Source organism: Bifidobacterium vansinderenii, assembly GCF_002234915.1.
Lineage (GTDB): Bacteria > Actinomycetota > Actinomycetes > Actinomycetales > Bifidobacteriaceae > Galliscardovia > Galliscardovia vansinderenii.
Genome location: NZ_NEWD01000002.1, coordinates 1 through 24,458, shown reverse-complemented (window position 1 = coordinate 24,458; position 24,458 = coordinate 1). Strand labels below are relative to the sequence as shown.

Here is a 24,458-nt window from a genome sequence, read left to right as displayed (position 1 = left end):
ACAATCATGACGGTATTCGAAGGAAGCCTCGTAGCCAAGGCACAGCCGCAGTCCGGACGACCGGTGCGCATCGGCATCGTGGTCGCACGCTTCAACGAGTTCATCACGTCCAAACTGCTGTCCGGCGCCCAGGACGGACTGCGTCGGCATGGCGTTGAGGACTCCGACATCGACGTGGCATGGGTGCCCGGATCGTTCGAGATCCCGATCGCCGCGAAGCGCATGGTGAACACGGGCCGCTACGATGCGGTGATCTGCCTTGGTGCGATCATCCGCGGCAGCACCTCCCACTACGATCTGGTGTGCAACGAGACGGCCAAGGGCATCGCGCAGGTGTCCCTGAACACCGACGTGCCGGTGCTGTTCGGCGTCATCACCACCGAGAACATCGAACAGGCCATCGAACGCGCCGGAACCAAGGCCGGCAACAAGGGCTTCGACTGCGCGCTCGGCGCCCTGGAAATGATCGACGTGCTGCGTTCCATCGACGCCGGGGAGTGACCTCTCCGTCTGCCGACAATACGAAAAAGCCCCGCGGGAATAATCCTGCGGGGCTTTCACGTCTATGAATTCACGCCGTCACATGTGGATCGCGGGTGAATCCCGAAGCGCCTATAGGCTATGAACGACGATCAGAGGGCGTTCACGGCGAGGGCCAGACCGGACTTGCGGTTGGCGGCCTGGTTCTTGTGGATGATGCCACGGCCGGCAGCCTTGTCCAGCTTCTGAGCGGCGACGCGGTAGGCGGCCTCGGCGGCGGCCTTATCGCCGGCGGCGATGGCTTCGCGGACCTTGCGCACGGCGGTCTTCAGCTCGCTCTTGTAGGCCACATTGCGGATGTGGGCCTTCTCGTTGGTCAGGACGCGCTTCTTCTGCGACTTGATGTTTGCCACTATGTACTCCAAACGACGTGTTCTAAACGGACATACGAGCGAATAGTATACCACGGGCAAGGACGGAAGCCAACTCTTCAGAGGATTTTCTCCTGCCGATCATGTCGCATCCCGGAAACAACGGCGCCGGAACGGTATTCTGAGAAACGAAGGACCGGCCCTTCGCCGGTTCCGGGCAAGGAAAGGACAGGCCATGACAGACAAGTACGACGGTGTGCAGGATATCCGGCTGAACGACGGCGTGGCGATCCCGCAGGTGGGATTCGGCACCTATCAGATTCCTGCGAAGGACACCCAGCGGGCCGTGGAGGAGGCGCTGGAGATCGGATACCGCCATTTCGACACCGCCGCCGCCTACTACAACGAGGAGGGCGTGGGTGACGCGCTCAGGGCCACTGGCATGGCCGGCAAGGTGTTCGTCGCCACCAAGCTGCGCAACTGCGATCAGGGATACGAGCCGACGAAGGTGGCGTTCGAGGAGTCCCGCCGCAAGCTGGGCGTGGATGTTCTTGATCTCTATCTGATCCACTGGCCATTCCCGGCGATCGACCGATACGTGGAGACGTTCAAGGCGCTGCTCGATCTCAAGAGCGAGGGAGTGCTGCGTTCCGCAGGCGTGTCGAACTTCCTGCCCGAGCATCTGCAGCGGCTCATCGACGAGACGGGGCAGGTTCCGTCCATCAACCAGATCGAGGTGCATCCTCGGTTCTCCCAGCCTGAGGTGCGTGCGTACTGCGCCGAACACGACATCGCGGTGGAGGCATACTCTCCGCTGGGTCACGGCGGCGACATGAACACCCCGGCGGTGCTCGCGGCAGCCGAACACCACGGCGTGAGCCCGGCGCAGGCGGTACTGCGCTGGCACGTGCAGTCCGGTCGCGTGATCATCCCCAAGTCGTCGCATCCCGACCGCATGCGTCAGAACCTCGACCTGTTCGGCTTCGAACTGACCGACGCCGAGATGGCCGCCATCGATGCACTGCACGACCCCAAGGGCCGTATCTCCGGCGACCCTGCGACCAACGTGAACTCGCAGTCGTGGGCCGACCAGTTCGCACGTGGCAACGTCGTGCGCTGACCGTGTGACAACGGTTGACTGTAAACTGGTGGTTTTGGAATAAACGTCGTATGCCCATGCGGTTGACAAGGAGACTAGTTTGGCGGTTGAGCAGAAGAACAAGCCCGGTTACACCGATCAGTCATTGATCCGCAATTTCTGTATCATCGCGCACATCGATCATGGCAAGTCCACGGTGGCCGATCGCATTCTTCAGTTGAGCGGCATCATCGAGGAGCGCGAGATGCGTGACCGATTCCTCGACCGCATGGACATCGAACAGGAGCGCGGCATCACCATCAAGTCGCAGGCCGTGCGCGTGCCGTGGACCTTCGACGGCACCGAGTACACGCTCGGCATGATCGACACCCCGGGCCACGTCGACTTCACCTACGAGGTGTCGCGCGCGCTGGCCGCATGCGAGGGTGCGGTGCTGCTCGTCGACGCCACCCAGGGCATCGAGGCGCAGACGCTGAGCAACCTCTACATGGCCATCGACCACGACCTGACCATCATCCCGGTGCTCAACAAGATCGACCTGCCCAGCGCCGAGCCCGAAAAGCACGCCGAGGAGATCGCCGGCCTGATCGGCTGCGACGTTTCCGACGTGCTCAAGGTGTCGGGCAAGACCGGCGAGGGCGTGGCCGAACTGCTCGACCGCATCGTCACCGACATCCCCGCGCCGCACGGCGACCCCACCGCCCCTGCCCGTGCGCTGATCTTCGATTCCGTGTACGACTCCTACCGCGGCATCGTCACCTATATCCGTATGGTCGACGGCGAGCTCAAATCCCGTCAGAAAATCCACATGATGGGTCTGGGCACCACGCACGATCCGATCGAACTGGGCGTGATCAGCCCCGAGATGCAGCCGACGAAGGCGCTCGGCGCCGGCGAGGTCGGCTATGTGATCACCGGCGTGAAGGACGTCAGCCAGTCCAAGGTGGGCGACACCGTCACCGAGGACGCCCGCCGCGCCGCCGATCCGCTTCCCGGCTACCGTGACCCCAAGCCCATGGTGTACGCCGGCCTGTTCCCGATCGACAACGCGCAGTTCCCCGACCTGCGTGACGCGCTTGACAAGCTCAAGCTCAACGACGCGGCCCTCATCTACGAGCCGGAAACCTCCGTGGCGCTGGGATTCGGCTTCCGCTGCGGCTTCCTCGGTCTGCTGCACATGGAGATCGTCTCCGAACGCCTCGCCCGTGAATTCGGCCTCGACCTGATCTCCACGGCCCCCAACGTGACCTACGAGGTGACGATGGAGGACCGCAGCGTGCACATCGTCAAGAACCCGAGCGAATTCCCCGACGGCAAGGTGAAGAAGATCGTCGAGCCCATGGTGGCCGCCGACATCATCCTGCCCAAGGAGTTCATCGGCGCCGTCATGGACCTGTGCCAGGAACACCGCGGCCAGATGGGCACCATGGAGTACATCAGCACCGACCGCGTGGAGATGCACTACCGCATGCCGCTGGCCGAGATCGTCTTCGACTTCTTCGACCAGCTCAAGAGCCGCACCAAGGGCTACGCGTCGCTCGACTACCACGAGGACGGCGAGCAGTCGGCCGACCTGGTCAAGGTCGACATCCTCATCCAGGGCGAGAAGGTGGATGCCTTCAGCGCCGTGGTGCACCGCGACAAGGCCTACAGCTACGGCGTGATGATGACCAAGAAGCTGCGCGAGCTCATTCCCCGCCAGCAGTTCGAGATTCCGATCCAGGCCGCCATCGGCTCGCGCATCATCGCCCGCGAGACCATCCGCGCCCTGCGCAAGGACGTGCTCGCCAAGTGCTACGGCGGCGACATCAGCCGCAAGCGCAAGCTGCTCGAAAAGCAGAAGGCCGGCAAGAAACGCATGAAGATGCTCGGCCACGTCGAGGTGCCGCAGGAGGCGTTCATCGCCGCCCTGTCCACCGACGAGCCCACGGATCGCGACACCAAGGACAAGATCCGCGCCGCGCAGAAGAAGGAAGGCTGACCCACCGCAAGTGGCCTACGAAATCTACATCCACGTGCCGTTCTGCATGCGGCGCTGCGGATACTGCGACTTCAACACCTACACGGCGACCGACCTTGGCGCGGGCGCCAGCCGCGGCAACTACGCGACCATGGTGATCAAAGAGATGAAGCTCGTGCGCCGGTGGCAGCTCGATCACGGGATCGACGAGCCGGCGGCGTCCACGGTCTTCTTCGGCGGCGGCACTCCCACCATTCTGCCCGCCGCCGATCTGATCCGCATGCTCGATGCGATCCGCAGCATCTGGGGTATCGAGGACAACGCCGAGATCACGACCGAAGCCAATCCGGACACCGTGGACGCCGAGTACGTTCAGGCGCTCGCCGACGGCGGCTTCACCCGGGTCTCCTTCGGCATGCAGTCTGCCGTGCCGCATGTGCTGCGCACGCTGGACCGCACGCATACGCCGGCCAACGTTGAGGCCGGCGTTCGTGCGGCCGACCGTGCCGGACTGCGCTCCAGCGTGGACCTGATCTACGGCGCGCCGGGGGAGAGCCTCGACGACTGGCGCACCTCGGTCCGAGCGGCCATAGACCTCGGCGTGAACCACATCTCGGCGTATGCGCTCACCGTGGAACCCACCACGAAGATGGGGCGCATGATCGCCGCGGGACGGCTTCCGGAGCCCGACGACGATGACGAGGCGGCCAAGTACGAGATCGCCGACGACCTGTTCACCGCCGCCGGACTGCAATGGTACGAGGTCTCCAACTGGGCCCGTCCCGGGTACGAGAGCCGCCATAATCTGGGCTATTGGCGCAACGTGGACTGGGCCGGTCTTGGCCCCGGGGCGCATTCGCATTACGCGGCACCGGATGCCTTGCGATCGTGGGACATCGCGCATCCCCGTCTATGGGGTACCGCCATTGCCGAAGGCCGGGTGCCGTGGCAGGGCAGCGAGCATATCAGCCCGGACGAGGATCTTGAAGAGACCATCATGCTGGGTCTGCGTCTGCGTGAGGGGCTGAGCCTCGAACACGTGGAGTCAAAACTGGGGCGCACGCTGGACCGATCACAGCTCAACACGTTGTCTGATGATGGTCTGATCGTCCTTGACGGCGATCGCGTGATCCCGACTCGTCGGGGACGTCTACTGAACGACGCGTTGATCGGTGATTTCTTCGATCTGTGTGATCTGTAAAGCCAAGTGATTCGCGGGGTTGATTCGCGAAGCGGATCGTATGAAGGTTGTTGGGAAGTCCTCAAAAAATCCCGTTTTTCTGTCGATACGGCACGTCGAACGAACCCCTTCGGCGTGTCGTATCGCGTTTCGAGAATGTTACGCACGGGCGTGTCGTGCGCGGTGATATGCCACGGCGACACACGCTGTCTCACTATATGGAACATATCAAAGCCCTAGAAAAGAAAAGTCTTTAAAAGTTTTGGCTTTTGTGATATGGGATCCGATTTGCCTCTAAGATACACAAAGGCTGTATTCTGTCAAGGCAATTCAAAATGCAGGTGCGTCCTGCCCTAGCCCAGAGGTGATTTCGGTGACAAAAGCTCCGCTTGACCTGACGATCCATACTCCCGAAGGCATGTATGACCCGATCTCGGAGCATGACGCCTGCGGTGTTGGCATGGTCACCACCCTCAATAAGATTCCCGAGCGCAAGATCGTTGACGACGCCATCGAGGTGCTGATCAACCTCGATCATCGTGGTGCCGTCGGTGCCGAAGAGAACACCGGCGACGGTGCGGGCATCCTGATGAGCATGCCCGACGAGTTCATGCGCAACACCATCGACGTGGCGCTTCCGCCGGCCGGACACTACATCGCCGGCATCGCGTTCCTCGACCGCGACATCGAGGCCGGCTCCCAGCAGGAGAAGGCCATCGCCGCCATCGCGGAGGAGGAGGGCCTCGAGGTCCTCGCGTGGCGCGTCGTGCCCACCAACCCCAATGGCCTGGGCCTGCAGGCGCTGTCCTCCATGCCCGCCTTCAAGACGCTGGTGCTTGCTGATGCCAACGGCGCCAAGCTCGGCGGCATCGAGCTGGAGCGCAAGGCGTTCCGCGTGCGTAAGCGCGTCGAGCACGAGGTGGGCGTGTACTTCGCCTCCCTCTCCGCGCGCACCATCACCTACAAGGGCATGCTCACCACCATGCAGCTCAAGTCCTTCTTCCTGGATCTGTCCGATCCCTCGATGAAGACCGTGGTGGCCATCGTCCACTCCCGCTTCTCCACCAACACGTTCCCGAGCTGGCCGCTGGCCCAGCCGTTCCGTCTGCTCGCACACAACGGCGAGATCAACACGATCCAGGGCAACCGCAACTGGCTTTCCGCCCGAGAGGGACGCCTCAGCTCCGAACTGCTGGGCGAGTTCAAGCCGCTGCTGCCTATCAACACCCCGGGCTACTCCGACTCCGGCACCTTCGACGAATGCCTCGAACTGCTGCACCTCGCCGGTCGCTCCCTGCCGCACGCCATCTCCATGATGCTGCCCCCGGCCTGGGAGAAGAACGACAATCTGGATCCCGACATCAAGGCGTTCTACGAGTACAACAACACGCTGATCGAGCCATGGGATGGCCCCGCCGACATCGTGTTCACCGACGGCACCCAGGTCGGCGCGCTGCTCGACCGCAACGGCTTCCGCCCCGGTCGCTGGCAGGTGACCGACGACGGCTATGTGGTGCTTGCCTCCGAGACCGGCGTGCTCAACGAGATCGCCCAGGATCACATCGTCGAGAAGGGCCGTCTGGAGCCCGGCAAGATGTTCCTCATCGACACCGCCGAGGGACGCATCATCCCCGACGAGGAGATCAAGCGCAACCTCGCCTCCCTGCACCCCTACCGTCAGTGGGTGGAGGGCAACTCCGTCGAGCTCAACCAGCTGCCCGCCCGCGAGCACGTGAACCACTCCGGCCAGTCCGTGCAGCGCCGCCAGCGCGCCTTCGGCTACACGGAGGAGGACCTCAAGCTGCTGCTCACGCCGATGGCCAACACCGGCAAGGAGCCGCTCGGCTCCATGGGCAACGACGTGCCGCTGCCCGTGCTGTCCAAGCGTTCGCGCATGCTCTTCGACTACTTCACCCAGAAGTTCGCCCAGGTGACCAACCCGCCGCTCGATTGGGAGCGCGAGGAGATCGTCACCTGCCTCGAGTCCGCCATCGGTCCCGAGCCGAACCTGCTCGAGGACTCCGAGCTGCACGCCAAGAAGGTGCTCATCCCGCTGCCCGTCATCGACAGCGACGAGATGGCCCAGCTCAAGCGTCTCGACCGCGCCAAGGTGCTCGGCGGCTACTACCGTCCGTTCGTCGTCAAGGGCCTGTATCAGGTCGCCGGCGGCGGCAAGGCCCTCGAGGAGCGTCTCGAGGAGATCTTCGCCGAGATCGATCAGGCCATTGCCGACGGCAAGAACTTCCTGGTGCTCTCCGATCGTGACTCGAACCACACGTGGGGTCCGATCCCGTCGCTGCTGCTCACCAGCGCCGTGCAGCACCACCTGCTGCGCCGCCATACCCGCACCCAGATCTCCATGGCAGTGGAGGCCGGCGACGTGCGTGAGATCCACCACGTGGCGCTGCTCATCGCGTACGGCGCCGCCTGCGTGAACCCGTACCTCGCCCTCGAGTCCGTGGAGGACCTGTCCCGTCGCGGCTACGTCAAGGTCGAGCCGGCCCAGGCCGTGAAGAACCTCATCAAGGCGCTCTCCACCGGCGTGCTCAAGATCATGAGCAAGATGGGCGTCTCCACCATCATGAGCTACCGCGGCGCCCAGCTGTTCGAGGCCATCGGCCTGAGCCAGGAGGTCATCGACCGCTACTTCACCGGCACCACGTCCCGCGTGGGCGGCGTCGGCCTCGACGAGCTCGCCGAGGAGGTGGCGATCCGCCACCGCGTGGCCTACCCGAACCAGTGGACCGCCACTCCGCACCGCAACCTGCGCACCGGCGGCGAGTACAAGTGGCGTCGCACCGGCGAGGACCACCTCAACGACCCCGATGCGATCTTCCTGCTCCAGCAGTCGACCCAGCGTGGCGACTACGAGATGTTCAAGAAGTACTCGCACCACATCAACGACACCTCGAACCGTCTGATGACCCTGCGTGGACTCATGAAGTTCAACTCCAAGCGCAAGCCCATCGACATCTCCGAGGTCGAGCCCGCCAGCGAGATCGTCAAGCGTTTCTCCACCGGCGCCATGAGCTACGGCTCCATCTCTCAGGAGGCCCACGAGACGCTGGCCATCGCCATGAACCAGCTCGGCGCCCGCTCCAACTCGGGCGAGGGCGGTGAGTCCGACGACCGCATCAACGATCCGCTGCGCTACAGCAAGATCAAGCAGATCGCATCCGCACGATTCGGCGTGACCAGCGACTATCTGGTGCACGCCACCGACCTGCAGATCAAGCTCGCCCAGGGCGCCAAGCCCGGCGAGGGCGGTCACCTGCCCGGCGCCAAGGTCCCGCCGTGGATCGCCAAGGTCCGTCACGCAACCCCCGGCGTGGAGCTCATCTCCCCGCCGCCGCACCACGACATCTACTCCATCGAGGATCTCAAGCAGCTGATCAACGATGCGAAGATGGCGAACCCGAAGGCCCGTATCCACGTCAAGCTCGTGTCTGAGTTCGGCGTCGGCACCATCGCCGCCGGTGTGGCCAAGTGCCATGCCGACGTGGTGCTGATCTCCGGCTACGACGGCGGTACCGGCGCGGCCCCGCTCAACGCGATCAAGCATGCCGGCACCCCGTGGGAGATCGGCCTGTCCGAAACGCAGCAGACCCTGATCCTCAACGGTCTGCGCTCCCGCATCGTCGTGCAGTGCGACGGCGAGCTGAAGACTGGCCGCGATGTGGTCATCGCCGCGCTGCTGGGTGCCGAGGAGTTCGGTTTCGCAACCGCCGCCCTGATCGTCGAGGGCTGCGTCATGATGCGTGCCTGCCAGAAGAACACCTGCCCGCAGGGTATCGCCACCCAGGATCCGGAGCTGCGTGCCCGCTTCCGTGGCAAGCCCGAGCACGTGGTCAACTTCTTCATGTTCATCGCCGAGGAAGTGCGTGAGATCCTCGCCCAGCTCGGCTTCCGCACGCTCGAGGAGGCCGTCGGCCACGTCGAGTGCCTGGATCAGGACGAGGCCATCAAGCGCTGGAAGTCCGAAGGCGTGGACCTGAGCAACGTGCTCAAGCAGGTTGGCCCGACCCCGGGCACGATTCTGCACAACACCGAGAAGCAGAACCACGAGCTCGAGAAGGCGCTCGACAACCAGCTCATCGAACTCGCCCAGCCCGCGCTCCAGCACAAGGAGCCTGTGCGCATCGAGCTGCCGATCCGCAACGTGAACCGTACGGTCGGCACCATGCTCGGCTACGAGATCACCAAGCGCTACCAGGCTGAGGGCCTGCCCGACGACACGATCGACATGACCCTGCACGGCTCCGGAGGCCAGTCCATCGGTGCGTTCATCCCGCGCGGCGAGACGATGCGCATCTACGGCGAGGTCAACGACTACGCCGGCAAGGGCCTGTCCGGCGGCCGCATCATCGTGCGTGCCGAGGACGGCGTACGCTTCGATCCGCACACCAACGTGATCGCTGGCAACGTCACCGGCTTCGGTGCCACCTCCGGCGAGATGTTCGTCGCCGGCAAGGCTGGTGAACGATTCGCCGTGCGTAACGGCGGCGCGACGTTTGTGGTCGAAGGTGTGGGCGACCACGGCTGTGAATACATGACCGGCGGTGTGGTCGTGGTGCTCGGTGCCACCGGCCGCAACTTCGGTGCCGGCTTCTCCGGCGGCAACGCCTACGTGCTTGATCTGGACATGTCGAAGGTGAACCCCTCCGCCGTCAAGAGCGGCGCGCTGAAGTTCCTCGCGCTGGAAGGCGACGACGAGAAGCTGGTGCATGAGCTGATCAAGCGCCACGCCGAGGAGACCGACTCCACGATCGCCAAGGAGCTGCTGGCTAACTGGCCTGCCGCCGCCAAGCGCATCACGCACATCGTGCCTACCCAGTTCGTCGCCATGACCGCGGCGATGAAGAAGGCCGAGGAAGACAATGTTGATTTCAACGCTCCGGGGGCCTGGGAGAAGGTCTACGAGCAGGTTATGGAAGGAGTGCGCTGAACATGGGCGATCCTAGAGGTTTTCTGAAGGTCCGTTCCCGTCGTGAGCTCGCGGAGCGTCCGGTCCAGGAACGCATCAAGGACTGGCTGGACGTCCATGCCGAGTCCGGTCTGCAGCCGTGGACCCAGGAACAGGCTGCACGCTGCATGGACTGCGGCACGCCGTTCTGCATGACCGGCTGCCCGCTGGGCAACGTCATCCCCGAATTCAACGATCTGGTCCGTCAGGGCCAGTGGGAGGACGCCTACGGTAAGCTGTCCATGACCAACAACTTCCCCGAGGTCACCGGTCGCATCTGCCCGGCGCTGTGCGAGTCCGCCTGCGTGCTGGGCATTCACCAGCCGCCGACCATGATCAAGCTCGACGAGCAGACGATCATCGATCAGGCGTGGAACCTCGACTACGTCAAGCCGCTGCCCCCGCAGCGTCTGACCGACCAGACTGTCGCCGTTGTGGGTTCCGGCCCCTCCGGTCTCGCCTGCGCCCAGCAGCTCACCCGCGCCGGCCACACTGTGGTCGTCTACGAGCGCGCCGACGCCATCGGCGGCCTGATGCGCTACGGCATTCCGAACTTCAAGCTCGACAAGTCCCTGATCGACCGTCGAGTGGAGCAGATGGAGGCCGAGGGCACCCGCTTCGAGACCAACGTGGAGATCGGCAAGGACATCTCCTGGGATGACCTGCGCTCCCGTTACGACGCCGTCGTGGTGGCCATCGGCTCCACGGTGCCGCGCGACATGAAGCTGCCCGGCCGTGAGCTCGACGGCATCCACTTCGCCATGGACTTCCTGCCGGACGCCACCCGTCGCGTGTGGGGCAAGAAGCCGGTCAACGACATCACCGCCAAGGACAAGCACGTGGTGGTGATCGGCGGCGGCGACACCGGTTCCGACTGCCTCGGCACTTCGATCCGTCAGGGCGCGAAGTCCGTGACCGTGCTGCAGATCATGAGCAAGGAGCCTTCCGAGCGTCCCGCCAACCAGCCGTGGCCGACCTACGCCCGCATCTACCAGAAGACCTCCTCCATGGAGGAGGGTGGCACCTACGTGTACGACACCGATTCGGTGGAGTTCGAGGGCGCCACGGATCCGAAGAACGTGCACGAGATCGACGGCGCGACCGCCGAGGGCTTCGTGGCCGACGAGCGTGGTCACGTCACCGGCCTGAAGATCGTGAGCGTGGCTCCGGGCGAGAACGGCCCGTTCACCCGCCAGCCCGGCACCGAGCGCGTGATCCCCGCCGATCTGGTGCTGATCTCCGTAGGCTTCCTGCATCCTGAGACCGACACGCTGGTGGACCAGCTGCCCGTCGAGCTCGACCGTCGCGGCAACGTGGCCAGGAACGACTCCTTCGCCACCAGCCAGGACGGCGTGTTCGCGTGCGGTGACGCCGGCCGTGGCCAGAGCCTCGTGGTGTGGGCGATCTCCGAAGGCCGCTCCTGCGCCGCCGCTGTGGATCGCTACCTGACCGGTTCCACCGAGCTGCCCGCGCCGATCACCGCGTCGAAGCGCCCGATGATGCTCCCTCGCTGACCAAAGGGTTATACTCGCAGTCAGTGATACGTCGTCAAAGGAGCGATCATGCCTAATCGAGGAGAGCGCCGCGCCAATGCCAAGCGCAGTCGTCGCGGGACTAACAGCCAGCCGCAACGTGTTCAGACCCGTTCCCGTCAAGGGATGGTCGATGAGTATTCGTTGCAGGAAAGGTCCGTTCGTCTGGAAAACGGTCAGACGGCCGAATGGAAGCCCACGGCGTCCAGTGACCTGCCCGAGCAGTCCGCGTCGTCCGCGCGTACGATGCGCAAGCCCGGCGCTCCCCGAGGGGTGCGCGGCTGGCTTCGTTTCGTCAGCTGGGCTCTGATCATCCTGTCCGCCATCGCGTTCCTTGTGGTCATGTGGATTCCGGGAATGCCGACGTGGGCCACCATCGTGGTGGCCGCGGTGTTTGCCGTGGGCGTGCTCAGCCTGTTCTTCGTGGCCGGCAACCCCAAGGACAATCCGAATCTGGATGAGTACGGCACCGCCGTCTAGCGTGTGTATGGCGTGTCGGGACCGATTGGACCGACCTTCCTGCAAATTCGCGAGAAACATGTGATGAACCGCCGGGTTTTCCGGCGGTTCTTTCATATACTGGGATATGTTGTTCATTTGTTCAAAGGAGACGTCAATGAAAGTCGATATCCTCACCCGTGAGTACCCGCCGCACATCTATGGTGGCGCAGGCGTCCATGCCGAGGAGCTGTCCAAGGTACTGGCGGAGCGCATTGACGTGACCGTTCGCGCATTCGACGGTCCGCGTACTTCCGACGACATTCCGGCGATCCCCGGCGACTCGCCCAAGGGCAGCCTCAACGTCGTGGGCTACAACACGCCCGCCGAGCTTTCCGACGCCAACGCGGCACTGAAGACCTTCGGTGTGGATCTGCAGATCGCCAACGATGTCGATGCGGACATCGTCCACGCCCACACCTGGTACGCCTGCCTGGCCGGCCGTCTCGCCCAGCAGCTTCACGAGATCCCGCTGGTCATCACCGCCCACAGCCTCGAGCCGTTCCGCCCTTGGAAGAAGGAGCAGCTCGGTGGCGGCTACAACCTGAGCTCCTGGGCCGAGCGTGACGCCTACGAACACGCCGACGGCATCATCGCCGTGTCCGGCGGTATGAAGGAGGACATCCTCGCCGCCTACCCGAACGTCGACCCGGACAAGGTGCACGTCGTGTACAACGGCATCACGATGAGCGAGTTCGCCACCCCCGCGGACGACGATCCGGGCTGGGGCGTGTTCGACCGCTACCACATCGACCGCAGCAAGCCCACGCTGCTGTTCGTCGGTCGCATCACCCGTCAGAAGGGTCTGCCGTACCTGCTGCAGGCGCTGCACTTCGTGGACAAGGACGTGCAGGTCGTGCTGTGCGCCGGCGCCCCTGACACTCCGGAGATCATGGAGGAGGTCAAGAACGCCTTCGCTGAACTCGACAAGGAGCGCGGCAACATCATCTGGATTGAGGAGATGCTTCCCAAGCCGGAGCTCAGCGCCCTCGAGCATGGCTGCGACGCCTTCATCTGCCCGAGCATCTACGAGCCGCTCGGCATCGTGAACCTTGAGGCCATGGCCTGCGGTCTGCCCGTGGTCGCCAGCGCCACCGGCGGCATCCCCGAAGTCGTCGTCGACGGCGAGACCGGCTACCTTGTGCCGATCGACCAGCTGCACGACGGCACCGGCACCCCCACCAACCCCGACAAGTTCGTGCACGACATGGCCGACGCCATCAACAAGGTCATGCGTGACCCCGAACTCGCCAAGAAGATGGGCGAGGCCGGCTACGCGCGCGCCCGCGACGTGTTCAGCTGGGAGACCATCGCCGACCGCACCATCGAGGTGTACAACAAGATCATCAACGGCTGAACCATACGGCACGGCCGATTGTCATGACGGGCTCCCGACTTGGGAGCCCGTCCCATGTCATGAGGACATCACACGGACACGAGGAACCCGATCCATGAACAACGCGAGTAACGACATCGCCCTGCAACTGAACGGCGTCGAATTCCGACGCAGCCGTCGCGTCATCGTCACCGACGTGAACCTCACCATCCGTCGGGGGGAACGCTGGGTGCTGTTCGGCCCCAACGGCATCGGCAAATCCACGCTGATCGCCATGATGGCCACGCGCAAGTACCCCAGTGAAGGCACGGTGGACATCCTCGGCAACCGACTGGGCAAGGTGAACGTGTTCTCCTACCGCAACAGAATCGGCCTGTCCTCGGCGGAACTGTCCCGTGCGTTTCCCCCGGACGAGGATCCTCTCGACGCCGTGGTGACCGCCCTCACCGCCACCACGGGACGCTGGCGCGACACCTACACCGACGAGGAGATGAATCGAGCCCGTGACCTGATGCGCCGGTTCGGCATCGACTACCTCGAAGGCAAGCAGATGTGGCGTCTGTCCGAAGGCGAACGCACGCGCGTGCTCATCTGCCGCGCACTCATGGCCGATCCGGAACTCGCCATTCTCGACGAGCCGACCACGGGTCTGGACCTCGGCGGCCGTGAACTGGTCGTCAAGACGCTGGGCGATCTGGGACGGGAACAGAGCGACCGTGCCGTGATCCTGGTCACCCACCGGCTCGAGGAGATCCCCGAAGGATTCGACCATATCGCCGTGATGGGCAGAATCGAGGGGGATGAAAAGCTCGCGCACGAGACCAAGGTGCGTGGCGGCGATCCCGCTCCGGGAACCATCATCTACACCGGCGATCTGGAGCACGGACTGACCACCGAACGGGTGTCGCGCATCTTCGGGTTGCCGCTCACCGTACGCCACGAAAACGGACGGTGGCAGGCGTTCGCCGAGTAGACCCGCAGGCCAGATTCCGATCGACGATCGTCCGACGTTCGTGCGATGCAACGCAATGCCCATGCGTGATGCGCGCGGCGGACGATTTGTCGCACTGTCTTGCCAATCTGTGCAGGACGAAAACACAATCCACGAATTCAAGGGGAGGACGACGATGGTTCGTCGCGGACCGTTGCAGGCCGGCGAAAAGGTGCAACTCACCGATCGTAAGGGCAAGAAGATCACCGTACAGCTCATGGCGGGGGAGGAGACCCAGACCGAACGCGGAGTGATCCGTCACGACGACATCATCGGCGGCCCGGAAGGCGCGGTCGTCGTCACCCTCACCAGTGAGGGCAGCATGGAAAGCGCCGCCGAGGCGTATCGCCACAATCCGCGCAAACCGTGGAAGAACACCCGCAAGATCGGTGGATGGCAGTACACGGTCATGCGTCCCCGTCTGCAGGACTTCATCCTGTCGATGCCGCGCGGCGCGCAGATCATGTATCCGAAGGACATCGCCCAGGTCATCGAGGTGTGCGACATCCGCCGCGGCATGCGCGTGCTCGAATCCGGCGGCGGCAGCGGCGCCATGGGACTGCACCTGCTCGACGCCGTGGGAGCGGAGGGTGAGCTGACCACGATCGAGATGCGCCCCGAGTTCGCGCGCGTCTGCGAGGCGAACGCCACCGTGTACTTCGGCGAGCGCCCGGCATGGTGGAACCTGCTCGTCGGCGATTTCGATTCGAAGTCGCAGGATCTTCCTGAGCATTACTTCGACCGCATCTTCCTGGATATGCTCGACCCGTGGAACCGTTTGGAGAACGCATGGAGGGTGATTGCTCCGGGCGGCGTGATTACCTGCTACGTGACCACCACTACGCAGCTGAGTCGCGTGGCCGAGGCGATGCGTGAATCCGGACAGTGGACGGAGCCGGAGATCAGCGAGACCATGGAGCGCGGCTGGAAGGCCCAGGGGCTCGCCGTGCGACCGAACCATGAGATGATCGGACACACTGGGTTCCTGATCACCGCGCGCGCCATGGCGCCCGACGTCGAGGCGCTGCATAAGCGCCAGCGTGCCACCAAGGACACGTATTCGGATATCGACGAGCTCACCCCGGAACAGCAGCAGGCCAGGCTTGAGGAACTGGAGCTGCGCGACATTTCCGACCGTAAGCTTCGCAAGGTGCTCAAGGATCTGGACACGCAGGTGGCAAATATCGCCAAAAGCGCCGCCGGGGGTGAAAGTCTGCCACAATAGAGTAGTCGGGCGTTGCAGCCGCCCGTCGAAAGGGGCAGGGAATGGTCAACCTGAACAAGGTCGCCAAGAAGACCAAATCATATGAGTATCAGCTCATCATCATGCGTCACGCCAATGCGGAGTCCGGTTCCGGCAAGAACGATGTGGATCGGGAACTGACGGACAAGGGCCGCAAACAGGCCAAGAAGGTCGGCAAGGCATTGGCTGTGATGTCGCTGATTCCCGATCAGATTCGCTGCTCGGGTGCCACTCGCGCCCGGCAGACGCTGGAGCGCATGCTCAAGTACTTCGGAGACAAGCCGAACGTGGACTATCGCAAGAGCCTGTACGAGGACGGCACGCAGTCGATTCTGGGTGAGATGAGCCACATGAAGGCCAAGACGAAGCGGCTGATGATCGTGGGTCATGAGCCCACGGTGTCGTCCGCGGCGCAGTGGCTGGCCTCTCCGGATTCTGACCCCGCGCTGCTCAATGTGCTCGGGTTAGGATTGTCCACTGGCTCGCTGGTCATTCTCGGCTCCGACAAGCCGCTGGCCGAATGGGGCCTGCGTGAAGCCCATCTGGTCGCCGTGCTCACCCCCAAGGACTGCGCGGCGTAGCTTGCGCATTGAATGAAATTCCGGCCGATTATTCGGAATCTAAGAAAGCGTTCCATGGATTCGGATTTCCGCGGAACATGGGAAACGATGAACAGGTCATGAGGGATGGAAACACGGTTATCTCTTACCAGTGTTTTATCCCTCATGCCTGACGACTGGTGTTGCTTCTTCTAGTGGAGACGCTCATCAGATGTGGATCTTGAACGGCTTCGTTTCGTACTTATCTGATGGTGGAACTTCTGCCGTCCTGATCACAGAAGGCGCCTGACCTCTTCACGTATCTGATCTGCATACGTATAGATGCCGTTGAGCGTTTCGATGGGGTGGCGCTCGCAGTTCTTGTTTTCGTCGAATAGTCCGAGATACTTCTGTCTGGTGTTGAAGAACAGGCGAACGATTGGTTTGCGGTTGTTGTTGTCCAATAGGATTGCGCAATAGGACTTCGCATCGCGCATGGTGACACGTTCAGGGTCGACGTCGCTGCAGGCAATGGCCTTGACGATACGATACGCCATGATCTCCTCTTCCGTGGTTACGATACCGTCTTCAGGCTCGACGGGGGTTTCCTCGTTTGCCGTTACGGCACCATCAGACGAGGGGATTTCTGGGGAGATCTTGATGTCATCGGCTCCGAGCGCGGTCTTCAGACGGTCATTGACCTGATCGTTGAGATACCGCTTCAGGGCCTTGCCGACAAGCGGGCGGAACTTCTCCATGACCTGCTGACGGAACGCGCCATCATAAACGTGTCCGGCGAGAAGCTTGACGAAATCATCCGATGGGGTTCTGAACTCGTCTCCTACGGCGCGCTTCAATGCGCCGACGTACTTGAGCTCTTCGGCACTACTGGCGATGGATTCGATGTCAAATGCGGGTTTGGTGAGCTTATTGAGCTCGGGGAGTACGGTGTCGTCGATATCGAGCAGATCAAGCACAAGGAAAGGCTTGGAATCCATTCGATTAGGCTCGTCGATGTCCATATAGAAATTCCACACCTGACCGTTGGTCAGTACACCGATCCGGGCTCTCGTCGCGGCAAAGTATCGGTACAATTGGCTGGCATTTTCCAGAGTGAGTGGAGCGCCGATCTTCTTGCATTCGATGAGAATTTGCACCTGATCATCGAGCACAAGTGCATAATCAACCTTTTCGCCCTTCTTCACGCCAACGTCTGCGGTGAATTCAGGCACTACCTCACGGGGGTTGAATACGTCATAGCCGAGTACCTGTCCGATGAACGGCATGATGAATGCCGTCTTGGTTGCCTCTTCGGTCTCGATGCCGGCTTTAAGATCTCGCACCTTTGCGGCCATCTGGCGCAGACTTTCCTCGAAATCCATGGTGATCCTTTCTTCTCGATGCCGTCAAAACCGCAATCGCCGAAATACTGCGGTTTCGCAATCCTGGGCGTTAGTAAATGGTAGTGATCTTTCGAAGTTTGGTGGAATGCCTATAGAGACCGCAAAGGGGTTATTTTTGTTATCGAGACATATTTAGAGGGGGTATTCATAAGGGGTATATTTATTTATCTATTTCAATGTATGGTGCAAGGAGGGCACTCGTAGTTTAGGGGGATTTCTAGCGCTGAATGATTTAATAAGACGGGCAGTATGACCAAATAGTGAAATATGAGTGCGTGAATGACTGTTGAAAGAAGCCATGCGAGAGTCGGTGCTTTTTCGTTTATGGTTCTTTGTCAATGGAGTCATCTCGCGTTCAGGCACAGTGCGTCTAGGTGAAGGGCCGCATTGTCGATGACCCTATGCGGGGTTGTTGTGTGGGAAGTGCTAGGCAGATCTCATGAGTATTTTTCCTATGACGGCGAGCCCTACGCGATATGGCATCTACAATCAATTGGGTGGTTTGAAGCCCCGTCAGGCAGCCTTTCCTCGATGGTGTGGATGGCTGATATTGCGCCACTTTCGATAGCTATAAGACTCGCCTATGACGACACCCAAAATCGGTGGATATCCTTGATTTGCGCCAAGTTTGTTAACCTTTTTGCGGTTTTCACTCACATCGTATTGGAGAATTATGAGCGCACTGACATCCGTCATCGGATTCCCCCGCATCGGCAGCAACCGACAGCTGAAGAAGGTCATCGAAGGTTACTGGAAGGGAGCCAACAGCCTCGAGGACGTCAAGGAGACGTCTGCCCAGCTGCGTGCCGAGCACTGGAAGCTGCAGCAGCAGGCTGGCGTGGATCTGATCCCGAGCAACGACTTCAGCTACTACGATCAGCTGCTCGACACGGCCATCCTGCTCGGCGCCGTTCCGCAGCGCTACAAGGATCTGGGCCTGAACGCCGAGGACACGCTGTTCGCCATCGCCCGCGGCTACCAGGGCGACAAGGGCGATGTGACCGCCCAGCCGATGAAGAAGTGGTTCACCACCAACTACCACTACCTGGTTCCGGAGATCACCGCCGACACTGAGATCGCCCTGACTGGCACCAAGCCGTTCGACGAGTTCAACGAGGCCAAGGAGCTCGGCATCGTCACCAAGCCCGTCGTGATCGGCCCCTACACGTTCCTCAAGCTCGCCCGTGGCGCGGAAGGCGCCGACCTTGAGCTCACCGACAAGCTCGTGGCCGACACCGCCAAGGCCTACGCCGACCTGCTTGCCAAGTTCAACGAGCTGGGCGCCCAGTGGGTGCAGCTCGACGAGCCGTACCTGGTGCTCGACAAGGAGGAGGGCGACCTCGACCTCTTCACCACGCTGTACACCACCATTCTCGCCGCCAAGGGCAGCGTGAAGGTGCTCCTGCAGACTTACTTCGGCCACATCGCCGACACCTACAAGACTGCCATCGACCTTGGATTCGACGGTCTCGGCCTCGACCTGATCGAAGGCAAGGACGAGAACCTCGCCGCTATCGAGGAGTACGGCGTGCCCGCCGGCCTGACCATCTTCGCCGGCGTGATCAACGGCCGCAACATCTGGCGCAACAACTACGCCGTGAGCCTGGGTCTCGTTGACGCCGTGAAGACCAAGGCCGCCAACGTGGCCGTCTCCACCGCCGACTCCCTGCTCCACGTACCGTTCAGCACCGCCGGCGAGGACAAGCTCGACGCCGCCGTGCTCAAGCACTTCGCCTTCGCCGTCGAAAAGCTCGACGAGCTCAAGGAAGTGGCCGACCTTGCCGATCTGGATGACGCAGCCCGCGCCGCCGACGCCAAGCTCGCCGCCAACCAGGAACTGTTCGACGGCACCCGCGTGGCCGCCGACCCGGCCGTGCACGAGCGCGTCGCCAAGCTCACCGACGACGAGTACGTGCGCCAGCCCGCCCGTGCCGAACGCCAGGCCATCCAGAAGAAGGAACTCGGCCTGCCCGTGCTGCCCACCACCACGATCGGCTCCTTCCCGCAGACTCGCGAGGTGCGCTCCACCCGCGCCAAGTTCCGCAAGGGCGAGATCTCCAAGGCCGAGTACGACAAGTTCATTGCCGCGCAGATCGACGAGGTGATCGCCAAGCAGGAGGAGATCGGCCTCGACGTGCTCGTGCACGGCGAATTCGAACGCAACGACATGGTCGAATACTTCGGCCAGAACCTCAACGGCTTCCTGTTCACCAAGAACGCCTGGGTGCAGTCCTACGGCACCCGCTGCGTCAAGCCTCCGATCGTGTGGGGCGACGTCTCCCGCGCCAACCCGATCACCGTGGAATGGAGCTCCTACGCCCAGTCCAAGACCGACCACGTGGTCAAGGGCATGCTCACCGGTCCGGTGACCATCCTCAACTGGTCCTGGCCGCGTGAGGACATCACGCACGAGGAGCAGACCACGCAGCTCGCGCTCGCCATCCGCGACGAGGTGCTCGACCTCGAGGCCGCCGGCATCAAGGTCATTCAGATCGACGAGGCCGCACTGCGTGAGAAGCTGCCGGTGCGCCGCTCCGACTGGCACAAGAAGTACCTCGACTGGGCCGTGCCCGCCTTCCGTCTGGTCCACTCCGCCGTCAAGCCCGGCACCCAGATCCACACCCACATGTGCTACTCGGAGTTCAACGACATCATCCGCGACATCGACGCGATGGACGCCGACGTGATCTCCTTCGAGGCCTCCCGTGGTGATCTGGTCGTGCTCGACGCCATCCACGACGCCAACTTCGAGACCGAGGCCGGCCCGGGCGTGTACGACATCCACAGCCCGCGCATCCCCTCCACCGAGGAGATCGTCGACCGCATCCACGAGATCCTCAAGAAGATGGACGTGGAGAAGGTCTGGATCAACCCCGACTGCGGTCTGAAGACCCGTGGCAACGCCGAGACCTGGCCGAGCCTCGAGCATCTGGTCGAGGCGACCCGCAAGGTGCGCGCCGAGCTCGCGTGACCATGCACAAGCCGATCTTTTCGATTGAGGTGTTCCCGCCGAAGCGCAACGCTCCGGTGGGAACCATCTACGACACGCTCGACGGGCTCGAAGGGCTCAATCCCGACTTCATTTCGGTGACCTACGGTCACGGCACCCAGTCGGACCGTACCGCCACGGCGCGCATCGCTCACACGATCCGCTCCGAATACGGCATTCCGACGGTCGCGCACCTGACCGCGCTGTACTCCGATCATGAGGTTGTCGACCGAGCGCTCGACATGTTCGACGAGGCCGGCGTCACCGCCGTGCTGGCGTTGCGTGGCGACGAGCTGCCCGACCACGAGTCCGTAGGCGTGTTCCCTCACGCCAGTGATCTGGTGGCCTACATCCGCGAGCGCCGGCCGTCGTTGAAGATCTTCGGCGCCTGCTATCCGGAGGGCCATTATCAGGCCGAATCGTTGGACAAGGACATCGAAAACCTGAAGATCAAGGTGGACGCTGGCGCGACCCATCTGATCTCCCAGCTGTTCTACGACAACGAGGACTTCTACCGGTTCCTCGACAAGGCTCGTGCGGCCGGCATCAATGTGCCGATCGAAGCGGGCATCATGCCGGTGCGCGGCGCCAAGTCGGTGCGGCGCATGGCTGAGCGTAACGCCTCACGCATTCCCAAGCCGCTCGAGGCCATTCTCAACCGGTGGGAGGGCAACCGTGACGCGTTGCACGCGGCGGGCATTGCTTACGCATCGCAGCAGATCAACGATCTGGTGGCGAACGGCGTGGACGGCATCCACCTGTATTCGATGAACCATCCGGGCACCACGCGACGCATCTGGAACAACGTCAAACCGCTGTTTCAGAAGATCTGATCGATAGCGTTCGCCGATGAAGAATCGGCGTACGCCAATCGGTGCGATCGCGAGGCCACGCGGCCGCGTGATCAAGCGAACAACAGTACGAGGGTTCGTGTTCCCCAGGCATCATGCCGGGAATACGAACCCTCGTCGCGTATTCGTTCCAATTGCATCGTTTCAACGTTGTCAGACGCTAAAATGGAACACCATGGAAGCTTCACGATTGCCGCTGCGCGAGATCATCAGAGCCGGGATCTCCGACCTTGACCGGGCACAGGACCTGTTCGCCACCCTCGCATCCCTCGGAGTGGAGGGATATTACCGTTCGGAACTGCTCGAAGCCCTGTCGTCCGCATTCGACCCGGACACCGCGCTACGACACGTGACCGAACTCGCCCAACGCGTGCACGACGCCGGAGACCCGCTCGAATCCCTGTTCACCGGACTCGACGGCCTGTCCCGACTCGTCGCCGTGCTCGGCGCCTCCGACGAACTCGGACGGCTCATGCTCAACCGGCCCGACCTGATCCGCGCCGTCACCACCGGCACCGGATACGAAACCCACCTGTGGAACCGCGACCAGCGTCGTCAGGCCATGCTCGAACGCATCGGCGCCGACCCGCAGTCGGATACGCCGGTCAGCGACAAGCCCATCGCCGAATCCACCACCGAACTGCGACGCTGCTATCGAGAACAGCTCGCCGCCATCATGGCCAAGGACGTCACCGCCGACGATCCACTCACTATCCAACCCACTACCAGCCGTTGCCTGTCCGACCTGGCCGACGCGGCCCTCGAAGGCGCGCTCGCCATCGCCCGGCACGAGGTCGTCGGCAGCGAACGATGCCGGTTCGCCATCATCGGCATGGGCAAGCTCGGCGCCCGCGAACTCAACTACGTCTCCGACGTCGATCTCATCTACGTGGTCGAACCCGCCGACCCCGACCTTGGCCACGAACAGCTCATCCGCATCGGCACCAAGCTTGGCGTCACCCTGCAGCGCGTCTGCCAGTCGGTGGTCATGGGCGTGGCCGAACCGGTGCTCTGGCAGATCGACGGCGGCCTGCGACCCGAAGGCAAGGACGGCCCGCTGGTCCGCACCCTCGACTCTCATCTGGGCTACTACGACAAATGGGCGGAAAGCTGGGAGTTCCAGGCTCTGCTCAAGGCCCGACCCGTCGCTGGCGACCCCGAGCTCGGCAAGGATTATTACGATCGCACCCGTCCGCTCGTCTGGTCGGCCTCCAAACGCAAGAACTTCGTCTACGACTGCCAGCAGATGCGCAAACGCGTGGAGGACCTGATCCCCAAGGCGCAGAAGGACCGTGAGATCAAGCTCGGCCGCGGCGGCCTGCGCGACGTGGAATTCACCGTGCAGATGCTTCAGCTCGTGCACGGTCGCACCGACGAGGCGCTGCACACCGCCAGCACGCTTGACTCCCTGCAGGCGCTCGCCGGCGGCGGATACGTGTCGCGCAAGCAGGCGGCACGGCTCGCTGTGGACTACAGTTTCGAGCGTGTGCTCGAACACCGTCAGCAGATGTGGGCGCTCAAACGCACCCACCTGTTCCCGGACTTGGGTAAGGGCAACGCCGGCGGCATCGAGACGCAGCGTCAGCTCGACCGTGACGAGGTGCAGAACAACGCCGAACTGCGGCGCCTGTCCCGTGCGCTCGGCCTGCATCCGGAGGAGCTGATCGAACGGTACGACGCCACGCGCCGCGAAGTGCGCAAGCTTCACCTCGATATCTACTACCGTCCCATGCTGCCCAACATCGCCACGCTCGGCGAGGACGAGATCACGCTGAGCGCCGAGGCGACCAGGGAACGCTTCGCGTCCATCGGATTCGCCGACCCGGAGAGCGCGGTGCGTCACGTGCAGGCGCTCACCAGTGGCATCAGCCGTTCCGCGAAGATCAACCGCATCATCCTGCCCGCCGTGCTGCAATGGCTCGGCGACGGCCAGAACCCCGACATGGGACTGCTCACCTGGCGCAAGCTCGAGGAGAACTTCGGCCAGGGCAGTGACTATTTGGGATTCCTGCGCGACTCCGCATCCGCCGGACAGCGCCTGTGCCACATCCTGTCGAACTCGCGCTACCTTGGCGATGCGATGAACAAGTCCATGGAGTCGGTGACTTGGCTCGGCCACGACGAGGAGATGCAGCCGCGCACCCGCGAAAGCCTGAACATCCAATGCCATGCGGCCCGAACCCGATACAGCGACCGGATCAACGACTTCGCCACCGTGCTGCGCGCCATGCGACGCCATGAGATCGAACGCATCGGCCTGGGATGGATGAGCTCGGTGATCGACGACATCCAGAGCCTCGACGCCATGACCACCGTGTATGATGCACTGATCGACTGCGCGCTCGACTGGTCGCTCGACAACCAGTGCCGTGAGCACGGCTACGACGAGCCTCCCGCACGACTGACCGTCATCGGCATGGGACGTTACGGCGGCCGCGAAGTAAACTTCAGCTCCGATGCCGACGTGATCGTCATCTACCGGCCGAACGGGGGAGTGGAGGACCAGACCGCGTTCACCTTCGCCAAGAACGTGGTGGACGATCTGCGACGCATCCTCATGGGGCCGATCTCCACCGAAGCCAAGATCGAACTCGACTTGGATCTGCGGCCCGAAGGCAAGAACGGCCCGCTGGTCCGCTCCTACGAATCCTGCCGCGAATACTACACGTCGTGGGCGAGCACGTGGGAGCATCAAGCGCTGCTGCGCGCCAGGTACGCGGCCGGCGATCAGGCATTGGCTCAGGACTTCCTCGAGATCATCGCCGCGCCATTGCGTTACCCGGCCGGCCAGCTGACCGACGTCGAGCTCATGGACATCCGCAGACTCAAGGCGCGCGTGGAGGCCGAACGACTGCCCCGAGGCGTACGCCGCGAACGGCATCTCAAGCTCGGCAAGGGCGGCCTGTCCGACGTGGAGTGGACCGTGCAGCTGCTGCAGTTGCAGAACGCGCACGAGCACCCCGNNCTGCNNNGCGCAGCGTGGCGGCATCATCGGCATTGATCTTTTCGAGCCGTTCGAGTGC

15 protein-coding genes and 1 pseudogene are annotated in these 24,458 nt (G+C 62.9%); 14 read left to right on the top strand and 2 right to left on the bottom strand.

Going from position 1 to position 24,458, the window contains the following annotated elements; all coding sequences use genetic code 11:
• Positions 1-6: 6 nt before the first annotated feature.
• Positions 7-501 carry a 6,7-dimethyl-8-ribityllumazine synthase gene (ribH, locus tag Tam10B_RS00170; protein WP_093959272.1) on the top strand — a complete coding sequence of 165 codons (495 nt, stop codon included), beginning with the start codon at positions 7-9 and terminating at the stop codon, positions 499-501.
• 131 nt (positions 502-632) lie between these two features.
• On the opposite strand, the gene rpsT is transcribed toward ribH, so the two are convergent.
• Positions 633-893 (bottom strand): 30S ribosomal protein S20, encoded by a 261-nt coding sequence (gene rpsT, locus Tam10B_RS00165; RefSeq protein ID WP_093959271.1) that lies wholly within the window; start codon positions 891-893, stop codon positions 633-635.
• A gap of 193 nt (positions 894-1,086) precedes the next feature.
• Between rpsT and Tam10B_RS00160 the strand changes: the two genes are divergently transcribed.
• From Tam10B_RS00160 to Tam10B_RS00115, 10 genes are all read left to right on the top strand, one after another.
• Complete coding sequence (locus Tam10B_RS00160; protein WP_093959270.1) at positions 1,087-1,971, top strand: aldo/keto reductase; 885 nt, start codon at positions 1,087-1,089, stop codon at positions 1,969-1,971.
• Between the two features lie 79 nt (positions 1,972-2,050).
• On the top strand, positions 2,051-3,931 hold the full coding sequence (gene lepA, locus Tam10B_RS00155; protein ID WP_093959269.1) for a translation elongation factor 4: 1,881 nt from the start codon (positions 2,051-2,053) through the stop codon (positions 3,929-3,931).
• A gap of 46 nt (positions 3,932-3,977) precedes the next feature.
• Positions 3,978-5,111, top strand: a complete 1,134-nt coding sequence (gene hemW / locus Tam10B_RS00150) for a radical SAM family heme chaperone HemW (RefSeq protein WP_233133513.1) — start codon at positions 3,978-3,980, stop codon at positions 5,109-5,111.
• A gap of 397 nt (positions 5,112-5,508) precedes the next feature.
• Complete coding sequence (gene gltB / locus Tam10B_RS00145; RefSeq protein WP_093959267.1) at positions 5,509-10,035, top strand: glutamate synthase large subunit; 4,527 nt, start codon at positions 5,509-5,511, stop codon at positions 10,033-10,035.
• 2 nt (positions 10,036-10,037) lie between these two features.
• Positions 10,038-11,567: a glutamate synthase subunit beta gene (locus Tam10B_RS00140; RefSeq protein ID WP_093959266.1), complete on the top strand. Its 1,530-nt coding sequence runs from the start codon at positions 10,038-10,040 to the stop codon at positions 11,565-11,567.
• Positions 11,568-11,615: 48 nt separating this feature from the next.
• Positions 11,616-12,065, top strand: a complete 450-nt coding sequence (locus Tam10B_RS00135) for a hypothetical protein (protein WP_093959265.1) — start codon at positions 11,616-11,618, stop codon at positions 12,063-12,065.
• Positions 12,066-12,201: 136 nt separating this feature from the next.
• A complete protein-coding gene (glgA, locus tag Tam10B_RS00130; RefSeq protein WP_093959264.1) occupies positions 12,202-13,440 on the top strand; it encodes a glycogen synthase in 1,239 nt (412 codons plus the stop codon).
• 94 nt (positions 13,441-13,534) lie between these two features.
• Positions 13,535-14,392 carry an ABC transporter ATP-binding protein gene (locus Tam10B_RS00125; protein ID WP_093959263.1) on the top strand — a complete coding sequence of 286 codons (858 nt, stop codon included), beginning with the start codon at positions 13,535-13,537 and terminating at the stop codon, positions 14,390-14,392.
• 154 nt (positions 14,393-14,546) lie between these two features.
• Positions 14,547-15,635, top strand: a complete 1,089-nt coding sequence (locus Tam10B_RS00120; RefSeq protein ID WP_093959262.1) for a tRNA (adenine-N1)-methyltransferase — start codon at positions 14,547-14,549, stop codon at positions 15,633-15,635.
• 41 nt (positions 15,636-15,676) lie between these two features.
• Positions 15,677-16,234, top strand: a complete 558-nt coding sequence (locus Tam10B_RS00115) for a SixA phosphatase family protein (protein WP_093959261.1) — start codon at positions 15,677-15,679, stop codon at positions 16,232-16,234.
• A 251-nt stretch (positions 16,235-16,485) separates the two neighbouring features.
• Here the strand turns inward: Tam10B_RS00115 and Tam10B_RS00110 are convergent, their stop codons facing one another.
• Positions 16,486-17,574 (bottom strand): type I restriction endonuclease, encoded by a 1,089-nt coding sequence (locus Tam10B_RS00110; RefSeq protein WP_093959260.1) that lies wholly within the window; start codon positions 17,572-17,574, stop codon positions 16,486-16,488.
• Between the two features lie 694 nt (positions 17,575-18,268).
• Between Tam10B_RS00110 and metE the strand changes: the two genes are divergently transcribed.
• The 3 genes and pseudogenes from metE to Tam10B_RS00095 form a co-directional block, all read left to right on the top strand.
• Positions 18,269-20,566: a 5-methyltetrahydropteroyltriglutamate--homocysteine S-methyltransferase gene (gene metE, locus Tam10B_RS00105; protein WP_093959259.1), complete on the top strand. Its 2,298-nt coding sequence runs from the start codon at positions 18,269-18,271 to the stop codon at positions 20,564-20,566.
• A gap of 2 nt (positions 20,567-20,568) precedes the next feature.
• Positions 20,569-21,417 (top strand): methylenetetrahydrofolate reductase [NAD(P)H], encoded by an 849-nt coding sequence (gene metF / locus Tam10B_RS00100; protein WP_093959258.1) that lies wholly within the window; start codon positions 20,569-20,571, stop codon positions 21,415-21,417.
• A 193-nt stretch (positions 21,418-21,610) separates the two neighbouring features.
• Positions 21,611-24,403, top strand: a pseudogene (locus tag Tam10B_RS00095) (bifunctional [glutamine synthetase] adenylyltransferase/[glutamine synthetase]-adenylyl-L-tyrosine phosphorylase); the annotation flags it as partial.
• Positions 24,404-24,458: the final 55 nt, after the last annotated feature.

What these genes read in the sequence shown, in the direction of transcription:
- ribH (WP_093959272.1), top strand. Translation starts at nt 7, where the DNA reads ATGACGGTATTCGAAGGAAGCCTCGTAGCCAAGGCACAGCCGCAGTCC.
- Tam10B_RS00160 (WP_093959270.1), top strand. Translation starts at nt 1,087, where the DNA reads ATGACAGACAAGTACGACGGTGTGCAGGATATCCGGCTGAACGACGGC.
- hemW (WP_233133513.1), top strand. Translation starts at nt 3,978, where the DNA reads ATGCGGCGCTGCGGATACTGCGACTTCAACACCTACACGGCGACCGAC.
- gltB (WP_093959267.1), top strand. Translation starts at nt 5,509, where the DNA reads ATGTATGACCCGATCTCGGAGCATGACGCCTGCGGTGTTGGCATGGTC.
- Tam10B_RS00140 (WP_093959266.1), top strand. Translation starts at nt 10,038, where the DNA reads ATGGGCGATCCTAGAGGTTTTCTGAAGGTCCGTTCCCGTCGTGAGCTC.
- Tam10B_RS00135 (WP_093959265.1), top strand. Translation starts at nt 11,616, where the DNA reads ATGCCTAATCGAGGAGAGCGCCGCGCCAATGCCAAGCGCAGTCGTCGC.
- glgA (WP_093959264.1), top strand. Translation starts at nt 12,202, where the DNA reads ATGAAAGTCGATATCCTCACCCGTGAGTACCCGCCGCACATCTATGGT.
- Tam10B_RS00125 (WP_093959263.1), top strand. Translation starts at nt 13,535, where the DNA reads ATGAACAACGCGAGTAACGACATCGCCCTGCAACTGAACGGCGTCGAA.
- Tam10B_RS00120 (WP_093959262.1), top strand. Translation starts at nt 14,547, where the DNA reads ATGGTTCGTCGCGGACCGTTGCAGGCCGGCGAAAAGGTGCAACTCACC.
- Tam10B_RS00115 (WP_093959261.1), top strand. Translation starts at nt 15,677, where the DNA reads ATGGTCAACCTGAACAAGGTCGCCAAGAAGACCAAATCATATGAGTAT.
- Tam10B_RS00110 (WP_093959260.1), bottom strand. Translation starts at nt 17,574, where the DNA reads ATGGATTTCGAGGAAAGTCTGCGCCAGATGGCCGCAAAGGTGCGAGAT.
- metE (WP_093959259.1), top strand. Translation starts at nt 18,269, where the DNA reads ATGAGCGCACTGACATCCGTCATCGGATTCCCCCGCATCGGCAGCAAC.
- metF (WP_093959258.1), top strand. Translation starts at nt 20,569, where the DNA reads ATGCACAAGCCGATCTTTTCGATTGAGGTGTTCCCGCCGAAGCGCAAC.